Genomic DNA, 15,799 nt, shown 5'->3' with positions numbered 1-15,799 from the left:
GGGATGTGCTAATCGTCTTCATGGTGTTGCTTCCTTTCAGGTTCAATGCCCTGAGCTTAATGCTCAGGGGAAGCAACGCCACCCAATCCTCAGTTCTTTTTCAACAGAGAACGGGACATCCCCCCTTATTCCGTTGACAATGTCTATTACGGCGCCTTCCCGACATTGTCGTCGGATATGCGCCCCATAAGATTCCAGTTGACTTCTATTCTCCAGGTTCGGTCCGGACCGTCACCGACCAATCTGGCACTGGCGGCATAGGAATTTGGAGCATAGGGATTTCGGGGTCCGTTTCGCCATATCAATTCGATTTTCTTGAAATTTCTTTTCTTCCATTCCGGATCGTTGAATATTTTCCTGAACTTCTCAGACTTGTCATAGAGGTAGTAACAACTGCGCAGCAAATCCTTGCTGCCGGTGATTTCCGGATCAGCCATTTAACTGTTTCCTTTTTAAGCGGGGATTGAGACGTTTTGTTCAGACCGGTTGCTTGCGCACGGGGTCTTCAGTCAGTGGAAGGGCAAGCAAAATTTTGCAGAACACCCTCGTCAGCGAAAATCAGCGCGACGAAGCAGCCATTTTCATAAAACAGGCCATGGGGCGCACTAAATAAAATCGGGAACTCTGGTGTACAGGTATCGCACAATTTCAAAGCGGTATCCACGACCGTCGAGAGTGCCGGAAGGACGATCGAACCGAAATAATTTTCATCTGTGATTTCGTCGCGGTAGATTGAGGCGGGACAGGGTCCTTCTATTTCTGCGCTGCAATATCGGATGACTGTGTATTCATGACTGGGTGATGGAACCCGAATGAATGACAGCTCTTCCGGCTTTGGATTGGCGGCTGGAACACCTTTCTTGAGCCTCGTGATTTGTTCGTAAAGCGGCAAATCAACCGGCGAGAATCCGTTGGTAGGCGACGCCATGACCGCAAGACTTATGCTGCTCGACCAAACGAGAAAAAGCACGGCCAGCGTTCCGATGAGACTTCGGTTGACATCAATCAATCGCATTGGCACCTCGAAAATTTACACGCGGATCAGACTACTCGTCACAGGAACGGTCTGTTACTTGGAACAACTAGTGCCAAAGTTAAGCGACGCACCGTCGTCTGTGAAATAGGCTACGATGGAACAGAGGAAAGTGCTGAGCGGCGGAGACGGGCTTATGAACAAAACCACGTAAGGGCTGCCGCAGTCCCGGCAAAAGAAGAACGACTCATACTCGCTGACGGTGATGCCAGGCAGTATCGTCGCGATATGCAGATTCTCGTCCGCGAACCCGTCACGATAAAATGAGGTCAAGCACTCACCGGTTTCATCTGCGGGACAAAACCGCAGTACTCGGTAGACATGGTTTTCGGAACGAAAATCCTGAACGGACAGTTCCCCCATCTTCAGGTCGGACACAAAGACAGCCCGTTTTAGTTTTTTGACCTGCTCAAAGGTCTCAGCATTCACAGGTTGAAAGCCGTTTTTCGGTTCGATCCGAAACAAGTCGGAACCGGTAGCGGACGTCGACAATAATACACAGAGCGCCACGAATGCAGCGCACAACGCACCTGCAAACCGATTGACCCGCATGGCACTACTCCCGTGTTCGGACGCTTGCATTTAGGTGCTAACCATTGCTACCCAAAATTGTGTTCTTATTTTGTTCCTATCAGAATACGGTCGATCGTGGAAGTACCAATAACAATGACGGCGGGCTTTTTGCCGACACGGCAGCGCGACACCATGGGCTGCATGCAATAATAGGGATTTCGCGGACAGACCGCGATCCCATTGAGACGCTGCCCGAGGCCTATGCAGTCCAGGGGTCTGTATGGTCCTGATTGTCGTTGTTCTTTCCGGAGAGTGCTATCGGTCATTCGGCTGGTTTGTTGCTTTCACCGGCCAAACCGGTTGGCCGGCGGCCGCGCGATGTCGTGAAGCCTTGTCGCACCCTTGACCCGCGGCACCTTACCGCCCATCAGCATGCGCAACAGATTTGGCGAGAACGGCCCGTTTTCCGGATCGAGCGCCGAGAGATCACCGGACAGCAGCCGGTGCACGGTGGGATCCAATCGAAGACGCGGCGGCTCAGGTTTGGCTTCGGGACCAATCCCGGTTTGCGGCAGTTCACCGCCTCGCGTTGCGTTCACGCCGTCGGTGCGGTCGCCGAAACCCTCGCCCAGCTTTTCAGAAACTGGTTCCTGGCCCCGCTCCGTCGGGGATTTAGATCGCGTTTCCGGCTGCACTTCCCCGGCACTCCCTCCCTCACCTCGCCGTTTCCAGAGCTTGCCTACATAGTTGTCCGGAGCCAGAACCGGGTGCGCACGCCAGCCGGTCGTGCGATGGATGTTCTCTTCCTCTGTGTAATTGATGTCGTCCCACTCGACATTGTAGTGATAGGCCCGCTGGAAGATATGCTGGAGGTTTTTCGGATCTTTGATCCGGCGCTTTCTTAAGCGCAGGTCACGGCGGATTTCATTGACCTTTTCAACCACGGGCACTTCCCGCTCTTTCGATTTTGCGATCATTTCCCCAATTGTGCCTGCCGGATAGAGGGTGTGCGCCATCTCGTGGGCTATGGTCTCTTCAAGGGTCATCGGGCGCACATGATTCACCAGAGAGTTTTCATCGTTCAACGGCAAATCCTCATCGGCAAGTTCTCTGATTTGTCCCATAAGGTGGCGGTTGATTTCCATCCTCCACGTCCGGTTATCGTCATCCCCAACCACACGCGACGTGGCAACAAACGGTGTCGGTTTGTCACCGCCAGGCCAGCGTGGTTGGGCCCTCAACCCAAACCAGTTCAATATTCTTGAAGCGCCTTTTCTGCCATTTGGGATCGCTGAGGATATTCCTGAAACTCGGCGACTTGTCATAGAGGTAGTGAAAACTGCGCAGCAAATCCTTGCTGCCGGTGATTTCCGGGTCAGCCATATCTGTCTATCCTGTTGTTTGACTTGCGTGGATTTCTTGCCGGTCGGTTTGCCGCACGCGGCGGCCTCATCAGTATTTCGGACAGCCGAGATACTGGAGCACGCCTTCATCTGACACAATAATCGTAATCGAACATGCACTGTGTCTGAACCCGTCTTCATAATGAAAGGAGATCGGATGCACCGGCGCGCAATGCTCGCAGAGTTTCACCTGCGTTTCCCAATACGACGAAAAGGCAGGCAAAACTGCGGCTCCGAAAAAATTTTCGTCCTTGATTTCGTCGCGGTAGAAGGAGACAAGGCAATTCTCCGTGCTTATCGGCATGCAATAGCGGAGGATGGTATATGTATGGTTGTGCGAACTAAACTCCATGACAGACAGCTCTTCCTGCTTCGGCTGCGTCGTTGGAGTGCCTTTTTTCAATTTTTTGATCTGCTCGTACAGCGGTAGATAAACTGGCAGAAAGTTGTTGGCAGGTGTGGTCGTTAATCCTAGGGCACTCCCAGTCCCAGTCGACGCAAACATGAAGAGCGCGGCAAAGCAGCCAAGAACAAGGCGCTTTGTGTTACTTGATCGCATATCTGCCTCCTGCAATTTCCAAGTTGGCATCCTGTTGGGCTATTGAAACAGAACGGTTGCTCAATTGGAGCAACCGGCGCCGAAGTTTAATGTCGCTCTGTCGTCCGTAAGGTAAGCGATTGTTGGACACGCGTAAGGAGACAACGGGCGATCTGGACTGAAGAACCAGACCTCGTAGGCAGACCCGCAGTCTTTGCAAAAAAAGAAGGAATCGTACTGGGCGGCGGTTATGCCGGGCAGCCTCGTCGCCAGGAACAGGTTCTCATCGGCGAGTTCGTCACGATAAAACGAGGTAAAGCACTCCTCCGTTTTCTCCGGGGCGCAGAAGCGCAGCACGCGGTAGATGTGATTTTCCGAATTGAAGTCCTGGATCGCGAGCTCGTCCTGCTTCAGTTCGGACACGAAGACGGATCGCTCCAGGCGCTTGATTTTCTCAAAATCCGCGGCGCTGACCGCTTGGAAACCTTTTTTGGGCTCGATCCAGAAAACCACCTGCGCGCCGACAGCAGACGCTGACAGGAAAACACCGAGCGCCACGAATGCTGCGCACAACGCACCTGCAAACCGATTGACCCGCATGGCACTACTCCCGTGTTCGAACGCTTGCATCTAGGTGCTAACCATTGCTACCCACAATTGTGTTCTTATTTTGTTCCTATCAGAATACGATCGATCGTGGAAGTACCAATAACGATGTCGGCAGGCTTTTTGCCGACGCGGCTGCGCGATACTCCATGGGTTGCATGCAACAATAGGGAATTCGCGGACAGACGGCGATCCCGATAACCGGCTGCGGGCCGGCGATGCAGTACGGCCCTGCCCTATCCCGTTGATTTGTTTCGGCATCCACCGCGTGGCGCAGTTCTTTCTCCGTGTCGTCACGCGCCGGCCAGGGTAAGAAGTTCTTCCTGTACGGCAGCTCTTCCCGCTTCGGTCCTGGCGGGCAGGCTAGATCGCCGCCTGGATAACCCTGCGCAAGATCGTGTGTGATCTTGTGTGCATATAGGGCTTGCCATAGGCCGAGCTGGCGGTCCCGACAACCATGCCAAGGGAAGGCAGAACATAGATCTTGTTGCCGCCGTTGCCGCTCGCGAAGAAACAACCGATACCCTTGCCGTCCATGTCGATCGTCATGCGCCACCACTGGTAGCCGTAGCCCGCGTGGCCTTCATTCGGAATATCGACCCGGTGTTTCGTGGCGGCGCGGACCCATTGTTCCGAGACAATCCTTTTCCCGCCCCACACCCCGTTGTCGAGGTGGAGCTGTCCCAGTTTGAGCTGGTCCCGGCCGCGAAGCGACAGGAACCCCTGGCCGGCGACAATCCCCCGGGGCGATCTCTGCCAGTGGAACTTATCGATTCCCAACGGGCCAAAGAGCCATTCACTGGCGAAGTCGATCAGCGGCCCTTGGGTCGCGGCTTCAAGAAGGCCCGCCAGGAGCATGGTGTTCACCCCCGCATAGACCCACTGCTCGCCCGGTGCCCGGGCCATGGGCAGGTCAAGCCCGCAGCGGATCCAGTCGTCCGATTTCAGCATGTTGTCTTCGCAGCCGGGGGTTGCCGGGTCCGCATCATCGGCATCGAAACCTGACGTCATCATCAGGAGATGCCGGACCGTGATCGCCTCCTTTTGCGGGTCCACGCGGGCGTGGGGCCTGAAATTCGGGAAGTAAGGCAGCATGCGGACGTCCGCATTCGGGATAGCGCCCTGGTCGATCGCGATGCCGATAAGTGTTGCCGTGAAGCTCTTGCCCGCGGACCGGATGTCGTGCAGGCGCGCCGCGTCGTAGCCGTTGAAATAGGCCTCGAAGACCAGCCGGCCGCGCCTGGCGATGAGCAGCGCGTGAAAATCGCCGTGCTGATCATCGTCTATTTCGTCAGCGATGGCCGCGAGCGCTTCGGGGTCGAACCCGGCCTGTTGCGGTCCGGATATCTCCCATCCGTCCTCCCGGTTTGCTGGCGCCATGCCCACTTCGTTCAGGCTTCGATAATCCATGACAGATCGTTGTTCTCCTGCGATATGCGCAGCATAACGCGGTGTTCGGGAGAAACGCCACACGCCCGATAACGCTCAGATCCGCCCCGGTCGGACACTTTGCTGGCCAGCGGGGATAATAAATACTTAAAGTATTGGCTGTTTCATTTGGGATGACTGCCGGTTGCACGCGCCCCGGGCGCGTTGCGGCCGCGAACAGCCAAACGTTAGGTGGTATTGTTGAGGCGACTGATCCGATTTTTTGTATCCCTTCTCGGGTTGCTGGCTTTGGCTGTGCTCTTGTTTTTTGCGATCGGCCATGTCTACAGCCGGCATCTGGCCGACTACGAGTATCAGCTCGTCGCCTGGCCGCTCGAATCGACGTTTCACGAACCGGTGGCTGTTACCACGGAGGTGCCGCGCCGCGCCCGCATTCTCGCCATCGAGGGCGGCGGCCTCGACGGGCTGGCGGATCTCGAGGTGCTCAAGGCGATCGAGCAGCGCTCGGGAAAGCGCATCTACGAGTTGTTCGACTTCATCGCCGGCGCCTCGACCGGCGCGATCATTTCCACGCTCCTGCTGAACCCTGATGCGAGCAGCGGGCAGCCGATGACGGCGGACGAAGCGATAGACGCCTATGAGGAGTTCGCCGGCCAGGTCTTCAGCGGTCCGCGCTACCACACCGTTTTGACCGGTTTTGGCGTGTTCGGCCCGGCGCTCACCAATAGGGGCCGGATCGATACAGCGCAAAGGGTCTTCGGAACTGCGCGTTTCAAGGACCTGCTGCGGCCGGCCATGTTCCCCGCCTATTCGCAAAGGACGAGCGGCCTCAAGGTGTTCCGCAACTGGGATCGCACGGAAGCGAACATGTATCTTTGGCCGCTGATCACCGCCGTGACCAGCGTTCCGACCGTCTTCCCGGCGGTCGTGCTCGCGGGCGACAAGGACGGTGACTACTTTTACGGCGATCCCGGCCTCATTCTGAACGCACCCGGGGACCTTGCATATATCCATGCGCGAAAGCACCTGCCGAAGGTGGAGGAGTTCATCGTCGTCGCGCTCGGAACGACACGCGATTTCTCGATCACCGAGGATATCGGCATAAAGGGGGGAATGCTGCAGTGGTTCACCCCCGCCTACCGGCTTGTCTATCGCGGCGAGACGACGGTCAGTCGCGGTGCGTTGGAAGAACACGATGCCTTCGATTCCAGCATCGACATCAGGCTGACGGTGCTGTCGCCTAAGGTTCCGGCCGATACCAGCGCATTCAACCCTTCTTCCGACAATATCAGCCGCATCCGGCAGGCCGGCAAAGATTTCGTACGCGACAACAAAGATGAAATCGACGATCTCATAGGAAAACTCACCGGCGCCACTCGCAAGGGCGGCCGGATTTAGTCAATACCCCCAAATAATTACCGCAAACGGCATGGCGCCTGGCAATACGCGCAAGTACACGCTGTTGCATTATTGCCGATCTATCGATTATTCGCGCATTGCCCACAAATCATTATGTGCGTGAAAATTGACTCTATCCACGATAAATCGTAGTTGAATTTGTACGAGTTACGCGAATTTTGGGGGCATCTCGTGAAGAAAAGCTATGAAGCACCCGCGGTGGAAAAGCGCGGCAGCCTGGAACGTTTGACGGCAAAGCCGAGCAAACCGATTTTCTCGGGCGTTCCGCTTCCATCTAAGCTCTTCGATGTGGACACGTAATCGCTATGACGCGGATCTATGTAACGCCAAGGCTCGACAGTAAGCGGCAGACAGATGAGGTGCGAACATGAAGAAATCCTATGAGGCACCGAAGATCACAAGGCGCGGTTCCCTGGCCGAGTCCGGTCTCGTGGACAAGAAACCCGTTTTTTCAGGCGTGCCGCTGCCGCCGATCTTCGATCCCGCCGAATAAGTGCCTGAAATCCGCGGACGGCATGCGGGAAGCATAAGGGAATTGGGGCCGACGGCCCGATCGACAGAAGTATAGCGTGGGGGCGCTCCAATGAAGAAACAATACGTCAAGCCTTCGGTACAATCGCGCGGCTCGCTGGTTGAGACCACGGCATCCCGGTTGGACCGGCTGGATCTGCCGATCTCCGGCATCACGCTGACATTGCCCGACGAACCGGATTGATGATCCGGAAAGTACAGCGTGGGGGCACTCCAATGAAGAAACAATACGTCAAGCCTTCGGTTCAATCGCGCGGCTCGCTGGTTGAGACCACGGCATCCCGGTTGGACCGGCTGGACCTGCCGATCTCCGGCATCACGCTGACATTGCCGGAAGAGCCGGGTTAGGGATTGGTTGAGTCTCGCGGACAACATCCATCCAATAGTGGCGGCTCCGGCGCAGACAGCTATCTCGACAAATTCGGAATTTTACGCTCGGAGCCCACGGAGCTGACCGGATAGTCCAACCGCGGCAATTTCAGCCATTTCTTCAGATTCTCGGCATTGTTGAGGTGCTGCTGGCTGCCGTCGCCCCTCGGATTGTAGGCGAAACTCTCCGGCGACCGGTTGGAGGGATTGAGCCTCTTGTCGATGTTTCGCTTGATCCGCTCTTCGCCGATCTTGTAATAGGTGACCAGCAACGCATCCTTCTGGTCGGGCGACAGCCTTTCCCAGGCTTGAAGGGATTTGCGCTTGAGGAGCTTCTGACCCTTCGCAAGAAAAAGACCGGCGATCGCGTAACTTGCCCGCGAGTTCTCGAAGTTCAGCAAATCGTCGACCAGGCCGTTGTAATCGTTCCTGTATTTAAGCAGGCCGAGCGGGTCCATCTTGGTGCCCTCGTAACGCTTCACATAGTCCTGAACCATTGAAATGGCTGCATCCACGCGAATGTTCCCCGGACCGACGTCAATTTTCCGAGGGCTCATGATTTTATAGCCTATGCCGGGCGTTCCTCCGCTTGGCTTCATTTTGCGGCTTTGAAGGTGTTCAAAAGACCAGATATTAGCAAATCCATCTGCAATAGCCTGCTTCCCGACATTGAACTTTTTCCTGGTGTCATACTCATTGGCAACCGCACCGACGATCGCTGTGGGCGAAACGCCCAGTTCCTTGGCAACCGGCACTGCCAGCCCGCCGGTTTTTTCAACGAATTTTCTGGTTGTTTCCGTATATTGGCTGGTTGGTTGGGGCATGGTTCTTCCTTTGGTTTTCGAGTAACAACGGCCGGCAGCGCGCCAAGTTCTTTGACGAGCCAGCAGTTTTCTAAGGTGCGAATTTGCGCCTAGCAGCCGCGGGTCAGCGCCGTTGCATCCGCGCCAGAACGGGCGCTTGACGAACGGATTTCCAGCGGAACGTCATGGTGTCCAACGGCTGCCCTACATAGGGATGTCCAGCCAGATAAAGGAGAAAATCGTGGTGGCGACCGGAAGGAAGGAAAGCCACATGAGCGGGTGGTAATGTCGGACTGCCACAATCGAGAGAACCACCATCAGGCCAATCGGCGGAAAGACAAAGGCCGGCCCCAAAATCAAGGCGAGCGGTGTCCAACCCTCCGAGAGCAACACAAGAGAAGCCGGGGGCGAGGCCCACGTCAAACAAGAGAGGACAATGAAGGCCGGCTTGTGGAATGCCGCGATCGCTCGACTCCACCGTTGTACTCCAGAGATCGCGGTCATGAGTAAACAATGCCCGCATAGATGACCAACGGGGTATGGGTCACAAAAGGCGTAAACGCCAGCCACATCCTGCGGTCGTATTTGAAAATCGACAATACACAGAGAATAAAGAGCGGGATGATCATTGAATAGAGGTACAAAACGCCCGCTGCAAAGAGATTCATGGTCGGAGACACCAACGCGCAGAAAACCAGCGGAAAAAACCAGCCCGCCGTGGCCATGATCGTGTAGATGTTCTTTTCCCTTGAACGCGCCAGTGTGGGCGCGCCATCCATCTTGACTGTCATTGTAGTCCTTCGCCGCCGTTCAAGAAGTTTGACATGAATTCTACCCTGAATTGTGTTCTTATTTTGTTCCGATATCAACGTGACCTATCCACTCGGCGGCGATCACAACGTCCTGCCCTCTTCTCGTGTGGCAAGCGTCTCTGCGACGGCGGCGCGGTAGAGCGCCGAAAGGTCGCCCTCGGCGCCGAGACCGAGCCGGATGATGCGGGCCAGCACACGGCGCATGGCGTTCGCCTCCCGCAGCGCTTCGCCGCTTGCCTCCGCGTCCTGCGAAAAGAAGTAGCCGGTAAAGGCCGAAAGGTCGGCCAGCACGACGGACTGGTCCTGCGGCGTCGCGCCCTTGCCGAAGAAAAGCCGGTGATAGGCGCCCTGCAGTTCGCTCATCGCCGCCGCGTTCCGGCGCTGCCCGCCCGACTTGCCAGTGGACAGCGAATGCATGGTGTTCGTCATTACGGCAGCTCCGTTTCATCCGTCTGTTCGCCGGCAGCACCCTGCAGCATCGCCGCCACGGCCTGTGGATCGAGTGCGCCGTCCGGCCCGGTCGCGCCCAGCGCCTTGCCCCCCTCGGCCGCGGCCTTGGCCGCCTCGCCACCCGCCCTGATGACATCCATGGATCCGAGGATCTGCTGAAGCTGTTCGGCCTTGGCGGCGTCCTGCGCCACCTCCCCGGCCGGCCGGAAGATCGAGCGCGGCGCGCCGTGCACGTCCTGGGCAATGTCGAGCATTTCATCCATATCGAAACGCTGGAGCACTTCCGGCCGGCCCATCTGCGCCATCAGGCCGGCTAGCTCCAGGACTCGCTGCATGCCGACCACCTCGCCGGCCCGGCGCATCTTGTCGAGCGGTCCGGTAAAGGCAACGCCGATATCCTGGCCCTGCAGGCTGGTCGGCGCGGCAAGCGCGGCGCCCGGGCGGAACACGCCCTTGCTTTCCAGGACCGCGAACTCCCGGTCAACCATCCGCGCCAGCCCCTCCTGCAGCGAAAGGCCCGACGGCCCGAGGAGATCGCCTTTTTCCTGCGCGCGGATGGCCGCTTCCGTCGCCGTCATCTGTGGGTTCTGGATGAGGATCTGCCACAGATTAACGTAAAGGCTGTCGCGAAGCTGGTTCTGCTTGGCCTCGATCACGGCGCGGGCGAAATCCGGCCGCTGCTGGGTGATGATCGGGCGGATCAGGAGTTCGCCCGTCTCGCTCAAAAGGCCCGGATTGGGCGCGCCGGGATTAAGATTCGGCGGGTTGGCCGCATCGTCGCGCTGCGCCGTCGGCGGGTTCACCCATTGCTGCGTGGCGATGTATTCCTGTTTCGACAGCATGTTGACCGATTTGATCTCGGCCAGCGCCATCGACACCGGCCCCTCGCAATAGGGACCCTGGTGCTCGCGGTTCCAGTGAAAGACGACATAGGGAAAGCTGCGATAGCCGCCCTCGCCGATCAGGTGCTTCTCGTCCTTCTCGAAATAGGTTGAGGCAAAGCGCATCGGACTTTCATCGCCTCTTGGGTGCGGCATTACGGCGTGCACAAGCGTGACCGGTTTTTCCTGCCGCTTGGGATCCTCCGCCGCCTGGCGCACCTTCTCGGAACATTTGTCGCCCCAACGTTCCACGCACTGGCGCGCGGTGCGGCGGAAGACACGGAAATTGGTGTCCACCACGCCTTCGAAATTCGTCGCCAGGTGGTTTTCCAGCAGCGGCACATGGCGGTATGAGACCGGCGAGGACAGCCCGCGCCCGAAACTCTCTTCCACATACATGACGCTGGTGCCGAAGGCCGCCCTGCCCTTCACGGCCGCCTTGCTTGCCAGCGTGAACCCGGAAACCGGGTTGTAGCGCATGCGGAAGGCGTAGCGGGTCAGGTCGTCGAACCACCGTTTCTCGGTGTCGCCGGGGTCGCCGGCAAAGGGATCGTTGCTCTTCAGCGTGTGCCAGGTGGCGCTGGACGGCATGACCAGGGAAATCTCGCCCGCAGCCAGCCGGTCGATCGCCATCAGCGAGGTGTGGTCGTAGATGTTCGGCGCCTGTTGCGCGCCGTGCGGCCGCGATGCGCCGCCGCCCACCGCCTCCAGCATCTCGTGATAGGCCATATCAGGCGCCACGTAGCGGGCGATGTCGCGCCAATGGCTTTCCCAAGGCCTGCGGGCGTCCTCGAGCTGCGCCAGCCGGTCGAGCAGCTTGTCGATGATGCCGTTCATGTGTTCGACTGCCCGAGCCGCGTCGCACCGGAGACGACGCTGCCGCCAAAACCGCTGTCGCCCAGCGCCGAGGTGAAGATATTGGCGCGCGATCCGCGTGAGCGACGGCGCCGCAGCCGCGCTTCGACGCGCAGGCTCGCATCCTTGTCCCGGGTCACCGGCGGCGGCGCGACCGGCTCGGGGGTTTCAACCTTGGTGCTGAAGCACATGGGATCACCTTTCCTGATTGGTGCCGGATGAGTCGGCAGATGCCCATGCGCGGCCACGGGACACGGGCAGCGCTTGAAGGCAGGTTCGGATTCTGAATCACGGTTTGACCAAGATGGGGGCAGACGAGCGGCCGATCTTGGCTTAGCAGACGCACACTAGGTAATCGCCGCAGATGCGGCCATGCCAATTGGCGGCTGTACCACACCGATGCAGTCGAAGACCTTCCAATTGTCTGGATTTAAAACACGAATTCCGCAATAGGAATTCCGCCATATCTGTCGCCGCTTTGGACGGCAGCCGTCTGCCCCAGATTTTCAGGCCTGATTATTCTCGAACCTTAAGACAGCGGACGCATAGGCATGGGCAAATGCACTCTTGTGCTGGTCCTTCCGGTTGGGACCCTGCTCATTCCTTATTTTGAATCTGTCCGACAAATTGTTGATTTTATTGTTGAGTGCGTCGATATCTGGAACAATACGATCCATACTTTCTCTCCGGATTAGGGGTCAAATATCAAGTATCGGGGTGGGTCTTCTTCAGTGCCTAAAATGCCTATTTCAAACTGCTGATTGAGATCGCGGCACTCCCAGTCATATTCTTCCTTGACGCGTGCAGGAACGTTGTGGGCTGAGTACGCATAGCACTGTCCGTCGCGAAACAGGGCGATGGCCGATTCATCGAACAAGCCGCACCCATGGTCCGTAAATTCTGAACTGCGCGTGCCAAACAGACAGAGGCGCTCGTAGCCGGCAAAGAGAGGATCGTCGCTTCTGATCGCGCCCCTGTCACTGAGTATTTCGATGTGTTCCTCGGCAAAAATGGGGGGCGATAGTCGGCGGTATCCAAATAAATCCACACGGCCAGCGCGGTAAAGAACGTTCCAAAGAATCCCAAAAACAACCACAATTCCAGGTGCTTCATTTCGGTTCCCCTTTGGCGCGCGTCTCGCACAACATGGAACGGCACTTCAACCATAGATTATGTTCTTATTTTGTTCTCGTCGATGCCATCACCTGAGACGATGCATCAGTTCCCCGACATCATCTTTCGTCAAGGCGCCATTGCGTCGCTTGGTCTCTAAGCGCCGACGCGCGAGGCTCGTCGTTCCGCTGCCCGCATCCGGAAGCAGGATGCCCTTTCGCGAGAAGAGCCGGGTGAGCACGTCATGGACCGTATCGCGCGTGAACGTGCCGATCGGTTGAATTGATCAGCGCTGCGCAAGGGGCGCGTAGTTTTCCGGGCGCCTCTTTTGCTAAACATGCATGATTGGAAATTCGGCGGGCGCCATCCTTACCGGTGGCGCTTACTTCCATAGCATTCGACGGTGTAGACCGGCTTTGTCAGGCAGCCAACAACCGGGAAACAAAGCATCTCGCCCAAATTCGAACGCCGCGCGACATGCCGCCAACTCCCATTGAGATTCTCGGCGTAGTAGTCGGAATCGAACAGGAATGAATCGATGATCAGCTTGTCGGTTTCGTCCATGCCGCATTCCTCGGCGATAGGCTTCAGATTGGCCGCGACCAACCGGTCCGGATAACCGTACCCACGAAACTAGGCCAGCAAGATGAAAACAGCGAACACGACAATGACGTCTATGAATATCCTGAGGGCCCACTGTTTCATCTTCATACGCTCCAATGGAAAGCTGTTGAGATTTCCAGGCAATTCGTCATGCAATTTGACAGGTGGACCGCGCCCATACCAGGCTGTTGGAAATGCCTCGATAATTTCCCTGCTGGCGTCTCTCAATGCGGCCTTTACTCTCGTGGCGCATAGCAGTCGGCGGTAAATTGCGGAGGTGTAAGGCAGCCGATCCCCGGGAAGCAGAGCAGCGAGCCCAAGAGGTTCCGTTTCGCGACGAGGCGGAAATCGCCGGTTGTATATTCGACATAGTATTCTGAATCCCAGAGGAAATCTTCCGAAAATATCTTGTCTCCCGGCTTCAGATCGCATTGCTCGGTCATCTGATTCTTCTGGACGGCGATCAAACGCTCAGGCGGCATGAAAGTGCGGTTAAAAACGAACAGCTGCACAAACAGTGCCAACGACAAGGTCAGGCCGAGAAACACTCTAAGGATCCACATCCCCAGTTTTTTACCCATCAAAACGCAGCCTTGTCTGGTCCCCAAATGTTACCTTTGTAGTGCAACCATATAGTGTGTTCCTATTTTGTTCTTGTCAATGCTTATTTCGAAATCGGTGAAGTTGGAAGCCAACGCTGGAAAAATTGTTCCGGCACCTTTCGGCAGGTCCAGGCATAAAGATAGAAGCGCTCGCCGCCCCTGCCCCAATCCTCGAGCGAGCAGCAACGGACGGCGCCGGCGGCGGCCAGCCAGCGGTGCGCGCTTTCGTGGCTTTCGATCGTGCGCACCTCGATGCGTCGGACACCATCACGCTGCCAGCCCGGCACCAATTCGCGAAAGACGAATCGCGTTACCGCCGGGATACAGCGCCCGAACCCCGGCCGGCCAAAGGCCCAGCCGTTCAGCACGCCGTCGCTGATCTCGCTGAAACCGAACGCACCCGACGGCAGGCCGTTGCGGAAAGCCGTCCAGCTCTGCCCGCGCCCGATGCAGAACGCGGCGATGTCCGCGGACTTCGTTCCGGGCGCCACCTGGCAGAAGATCTCCGCGCGGTCGCATTCGCGCATATTGGCGGCGATGAACGACACATCGCGCAATGAGGCCGGTCTGATGTCCACCATCACCAGCCCTCCAGCGGATTATATGGCTTCCCCGCCGCGCGCTGGGCATTCGCTGCCGCATTCATGCGTTCGGGATGGACCGCCTCGGCAAAGGTCAGCGCCAATGCGTCCGCAAGATCGGGCGACAGAAGGCCGCGCTTTTTCATGTCCTCTTTCTTCTCGATCTGGATCCGGTTCAGCGCGTCGAAGGCGTAGTTCGGCGCTTGAAGATCGATCGCCAACTCGTCGTCATCCGGTATCGCGCCGACATCGCGCAGCCAGTCGCGCATCCTTGCCCACATCTCGGCACGCTTGTTGCGGTAGCGCACGGCGTTGCCGGCCCGCGCGCCGCCATTGACGTCGATCACCTTCAGGCCCAGTTGCCGTAGCCGGTCGACGACCCCGCCGCCGACGCCAACGCCGTCAACGAACAGTGCATGCGGTTTCTCGCGCGCCGCAATCTCGCTGACCCGTCCCGCCGTCTGCATCAGGTCAAGCGCCGACCAGCGCCAGATGCGGCTGACCCGGTGTCCCTCCCGCAGGAGAAGCACGGTCCGGTCGTCGCCGAAGCGCGCGACGTCGAGCCCCAAGATGCGCGGCCCCTGCCCTCGCCCGCTTTGCCGCTCTTGCGCGGCGCGCACCGTTTCGCGTGCGATGAACTGCATGTCGGAGACGTTCCGATAGCCGCCCAGCCAGACGTGATCGAACTTTGAATGATCCGTTGTCCGGTCGCGCTCCATGTCGGCGCGCAGGACCTCCGGGAAGAACGGATTGTCGTTGTAGTTGGCGCGCACGACAATCGCGCCGGCCGGTTTCCGCTTTCGCAGGAAACGATCGATCGGATCGGTCGGGCTCTCCGGGTTCCACGAGAACCACAATTCGCTGGCCGGCATGCGGATTGTCGGGATGAGCAGATCGAGGCTCTTTTGCGACACGGTCTGCGCCTCCTCCACCCAGGCGATGTCGAAGCCCTCCAGCGACTTGATGCTCGCCGCGTTGTGGTTCTTCAGCCCGCGGAAGACGAAAAGGCTGTCGTTCGGCCCGCGAATTTGCGTGTCGGTGATGTCGAAATAGCCGGAAAGGCCGAACGCGGAAATCTTGTCCTCGATGAGCTGCTTGACGGAATCCTTGATCGAATTCTGGACCTCGCGCAGGCACACCGCGCGGGTCTGCTGCTTCAGCGCGCGCAGGCAAAGGAGCCCGCCAAAGAAATGCGATTTTCCGCTGCCGCGGCCGCCCCAGGCGCCCTTGTAGCGCGCCGGCGCAACCAGCGGCCGGAACACGTCCGGAAATTTAATGTCCATTTATCCTCGAAAAGG

General features: G+C 57.8%; 22 protein-coding genes. 4 read left to right on the top strand and 18 right to left on the bottom strand.

Features of this window, described 5'->3' with window-relative positions; translation table 11 throughout:
- Positions 1-146 precede the first annotated feature (146 nt).
- The 8 genes from E4M07_RS15160 to E4M07_RS15130 form a co-directional block, all read right to left on the bottom strand.
- Entirely contained in the window at positions 147-437 is a 291-nt protein-coding gene (locus E4M07_RS15160; protein WP_136659173.1) for a hypothetical protein, read from the bottom strand.
- A 68-nt stretch (positions 438-505) separates the two neighbouring features.
- Complete coding sequence (locus E4M07_RS15155) at positions 506-1,015, bottom strand: hypothetical protein (protein ID WP_136659172.1); 510 nt, start codon at positions 1,013-1,015, stop codon at positions 506-508.
- A gap of 54 nt (positions 1,016-1,069) precedes the next feature.
- Positions 1,070-1,585, bottom strand: a complete 516-nt coding sequence (locus tag E4M07_RS15150) for a hypothetical protein (RefSeq protein WP_136659171.1) — start codon at positions 1,583-1,585, stop codon at positions 1,070-1,072.
- A 305-nt stretch (positions 1,586-1,890) separates the two neighbouring features.
- Positions 1,891-2,691: a hypothetical protein gene (locus E4M07_RS15145; RefSeq protein ID WP_136659170.1), complete on the bottom strand. Its 801-nt coding sequence runs from the start codon at positions 2,689-2,691 to the stop codon at positions 1,891-1,893.
- Between the two features lie 64 nt (positions 2,692-2,755).
- Complete coding sequence (locus E4M07_RS29110; protein WP_169054230.1) at positions 2,756-2,929, bottom strand: hypothetical protein; 174 nt, start codon at positions 2,927-2,929, stop codon at positions 2,756-2,758.
- A 69-nt stretch (positions 2,930-2,998) separates the two neighbouring features.
- Positions 2,999-3,508, bottom strand: a complete 510-nt coding sequence (locus E4M07_RS15140) for a hypothetical protein (RefSeq protein ID WP_136659169.1) — start codon at positions 3,506-3,508, stop codon at positions 2,999-3,001.
- Positions 3,509-3,568: 60 nt separating this feature from the next.
- On the bottom strand, positions 3,569-4,087 hold the full coding sequence (locus tag E4M07_RS15135) for a hypothetical protein (RefSeq protein WP_136659168.1): 519 nt from the start codon (positions 4,085-4,087) through the stop codon (positions 3,569-3,571).
- Between the two features lie 369 nt (positions 4,088-4,456).
- Positions 4,457-5,503 carry a serine hydrolase gene (locus E4M07_RS15130; RefSeq protein ID WP_136659167.1) on the bottom strand — a complete coding sequence of 349 codons (1,047 nt, stop codon included), beginning with the start codon at positions 5,501-5,503 and terminating at the stop codon, positions 4,457-4,459.
- A gap of 273 nt (positions 5,504-5,776) precedes the next feature.
- Here E4M07_RS15130 and E4M07_RS15125 point away from each other — a divergent pair, with 273 nt between their 5' ends.
- From E4M07_RS15125 to E4M07_RS29860, 4 genes are all read left to right on the top strand, one after another.
- Positions 5,777-6,880, top strand: coding sequence for a patatin-like phospholipase family protein (locus tag E4M07_RS15125; protein WP_169054229.1), 1,104 nt, complete (start codon positions 5,777-5,779; stop codon positions 6,878-6,880).
- Positions 6,881-7,268: 388 nt separating this feature from the next.
- Complete coding sequence (locus tag E4M07_RS29870; RefSeq protein WP_281404984.1) at positions 7,269-7,394, top strand: hypothetical protein; 126 nt, start codon at positions 7,269-7,271, stop codon at positions 7,392-7,394.
- Positions 7,395-7,484: 90 nt separating this feature from the next.
- Positions 7,485-7,616, top strand: a complete 132-nt coding sequence (locus tag E4M07_RS29865; protein WP_281404983.1) for a hypothetical protein — start codon at positions 7,485-7,487, stop codon at positions 7,614-7,616.
- A gap of 32 nt (positions 7,617-7,648) precedes the next feature.
- A complete protein-coding gene (locus tag E4M07_RS29860) occupies positions 7,649-7,780 on the top strand; it encodes a hypothetical protein (RefSeq protein ID WP_281404982.1) in 132 nt (43 codons plus the stop codon).
- 59 nt (positions 7,781-7,839) lie between these two features.
- Here the strand turns inward: E4M07_RS29860 and E4M07_RS15120 are convergent, their stop codons facing one another.
- The 10 genes from E4M07_RS15120 to E4M07_RS15075 all read right to left on the bottom strand — a co-directional run bounded on the left by E4M07_RS15120 (position 7,840) and on the right by E4M07_RS15075 (position 15,784).
- Positions 7,840-8,556 (bottom strand): hypothetical protein, encoded by a 717-nt coding sequence (locus E4M07_RS15120; protein WP_136659165.1) that lies wholly within the window; start codon positions 8,554-8,556, stop codon positions 7,840-7,842.
- A 548-nt stretch (positions 8,557-9,104) separates the two neighbouring features.
- Positions 9,105-9,395, bottom strand: coding sequence for a hypothetical protein (locus E4M07_RS15115; RefSeq protein WP_136659164.1), 291 nt, complete (start codon positions 9,393-9,395; stop codon positions 9,105-9,107).
- A 102-nt stretch (positions 9,396-9,497) separates the two neighbouring features.
- Positions 9,498-9,845 (bottom strand): hypothetical protein, encoded by a 348-nt coding sequence (locus tag E4M07_RS15110; protein ID WP_136659163.1) that lies wholly within the window; start codon positions 9,843-9,845, stop codon positions 9,498-9,500.
- Positions 9,845-11,584, bottom strand: coding sequence for a portal protein (locus E4M07_RS15105; RefSeq protein WP_136659162.1), 1,740 nt, complete (start codon positions 11,582-11,584; stop codon positions 9,845-9,847). The genes E4M07_RS15110 and E4M07_RS15105 overlap by 1 nt, the downstream gene beginning before the upstream one ends.
- Positions 11,581-11,793, bottom strand: coding sequence for a hypothetical protein (locus E4M07_RS15100; RefSeq protein ID WP_136659161.1), 213 nt, complete (start codon positions 11,791-11,793; stop codon positions 11,581-11,583). Before E4M07_RS15100 ends, E4M07_RS15105 begins: the two co-directional genes overlap by 4 nt.
- Positions 11,794-12,293: 500 nt before the next feature.
- Positions 12,294-12,698, bottom strand: a complete 405-nt coding sequence (locus E4M07_RS15095; protein ID WP_136659160.1) for a hypothetical protein — start codon at positions 12,696-12,698, stop codon at positions 12,294-12,296.
- A 386-nt stretch (positions 12,699-13,084) separates the two neighbouring features.
- On the bottom strand, positions 13,085-13,279 hold the full coding sequence (locus E4M07_RS15090; RefSeq protein WP_136659159.1) for a hypothetical protein: 195 nt from the start codon (positions 13,277-13,279) through the stop codon (positions 13,085-13,087).
- Between the two features lie 275 nt (positions 13,280-13,554).
- Positions 13,555-13,899: a hypothetical protein gene (locus tag E4M07_RS15085; RefSeq protein ID WP_136659158.1), complete on the bottom strand. Its 345-nt coding sequence runs from the start codon at positions 13,897-13,899 to the stop codon at positions 13,555-13,557.
- A gap of 83 nt (positions 13,900-13,982) precedes the next feature.
- Complete coding sequence (locus tag E4M07_RS15080) at positions 13,983-14,501, bottom strand: hypothetical protein (protein ID WP_136659157.1); 519 nt, start codon at positions 14,499-14,501, stop codon at positions 13,983-13,985.
- Positions 14,501-15,784, bottom strand: coding sequence for a PBSX family phage terminase large subunit (locus tag E4M07_RS15075; protein ID WP_136659156.1), 1,284 nt, complete (start codon positions 15,782-15,784; stop codon positions 14,501-14,503). Before E4M07_RS15075 ends, E4M07_RS15080 begins: the two co-directional genes overlap by 1 nt.
- Positions 15,785-15,799: the final 15 nt, after the last annotated feature.

Origin of the sequence: Nitratireductor sp. XY-223 (assembly GCF_004959855.1) — a bacterium.
GTDB lineage: Bacteria > Pseudomonadota > Alphaproteobacteria > Rhizobiales > Rhizobiaceae > Hoeflea_A.
This window is presented reverse-complemented; position numbering and strand designations above follow the sequence as displayed.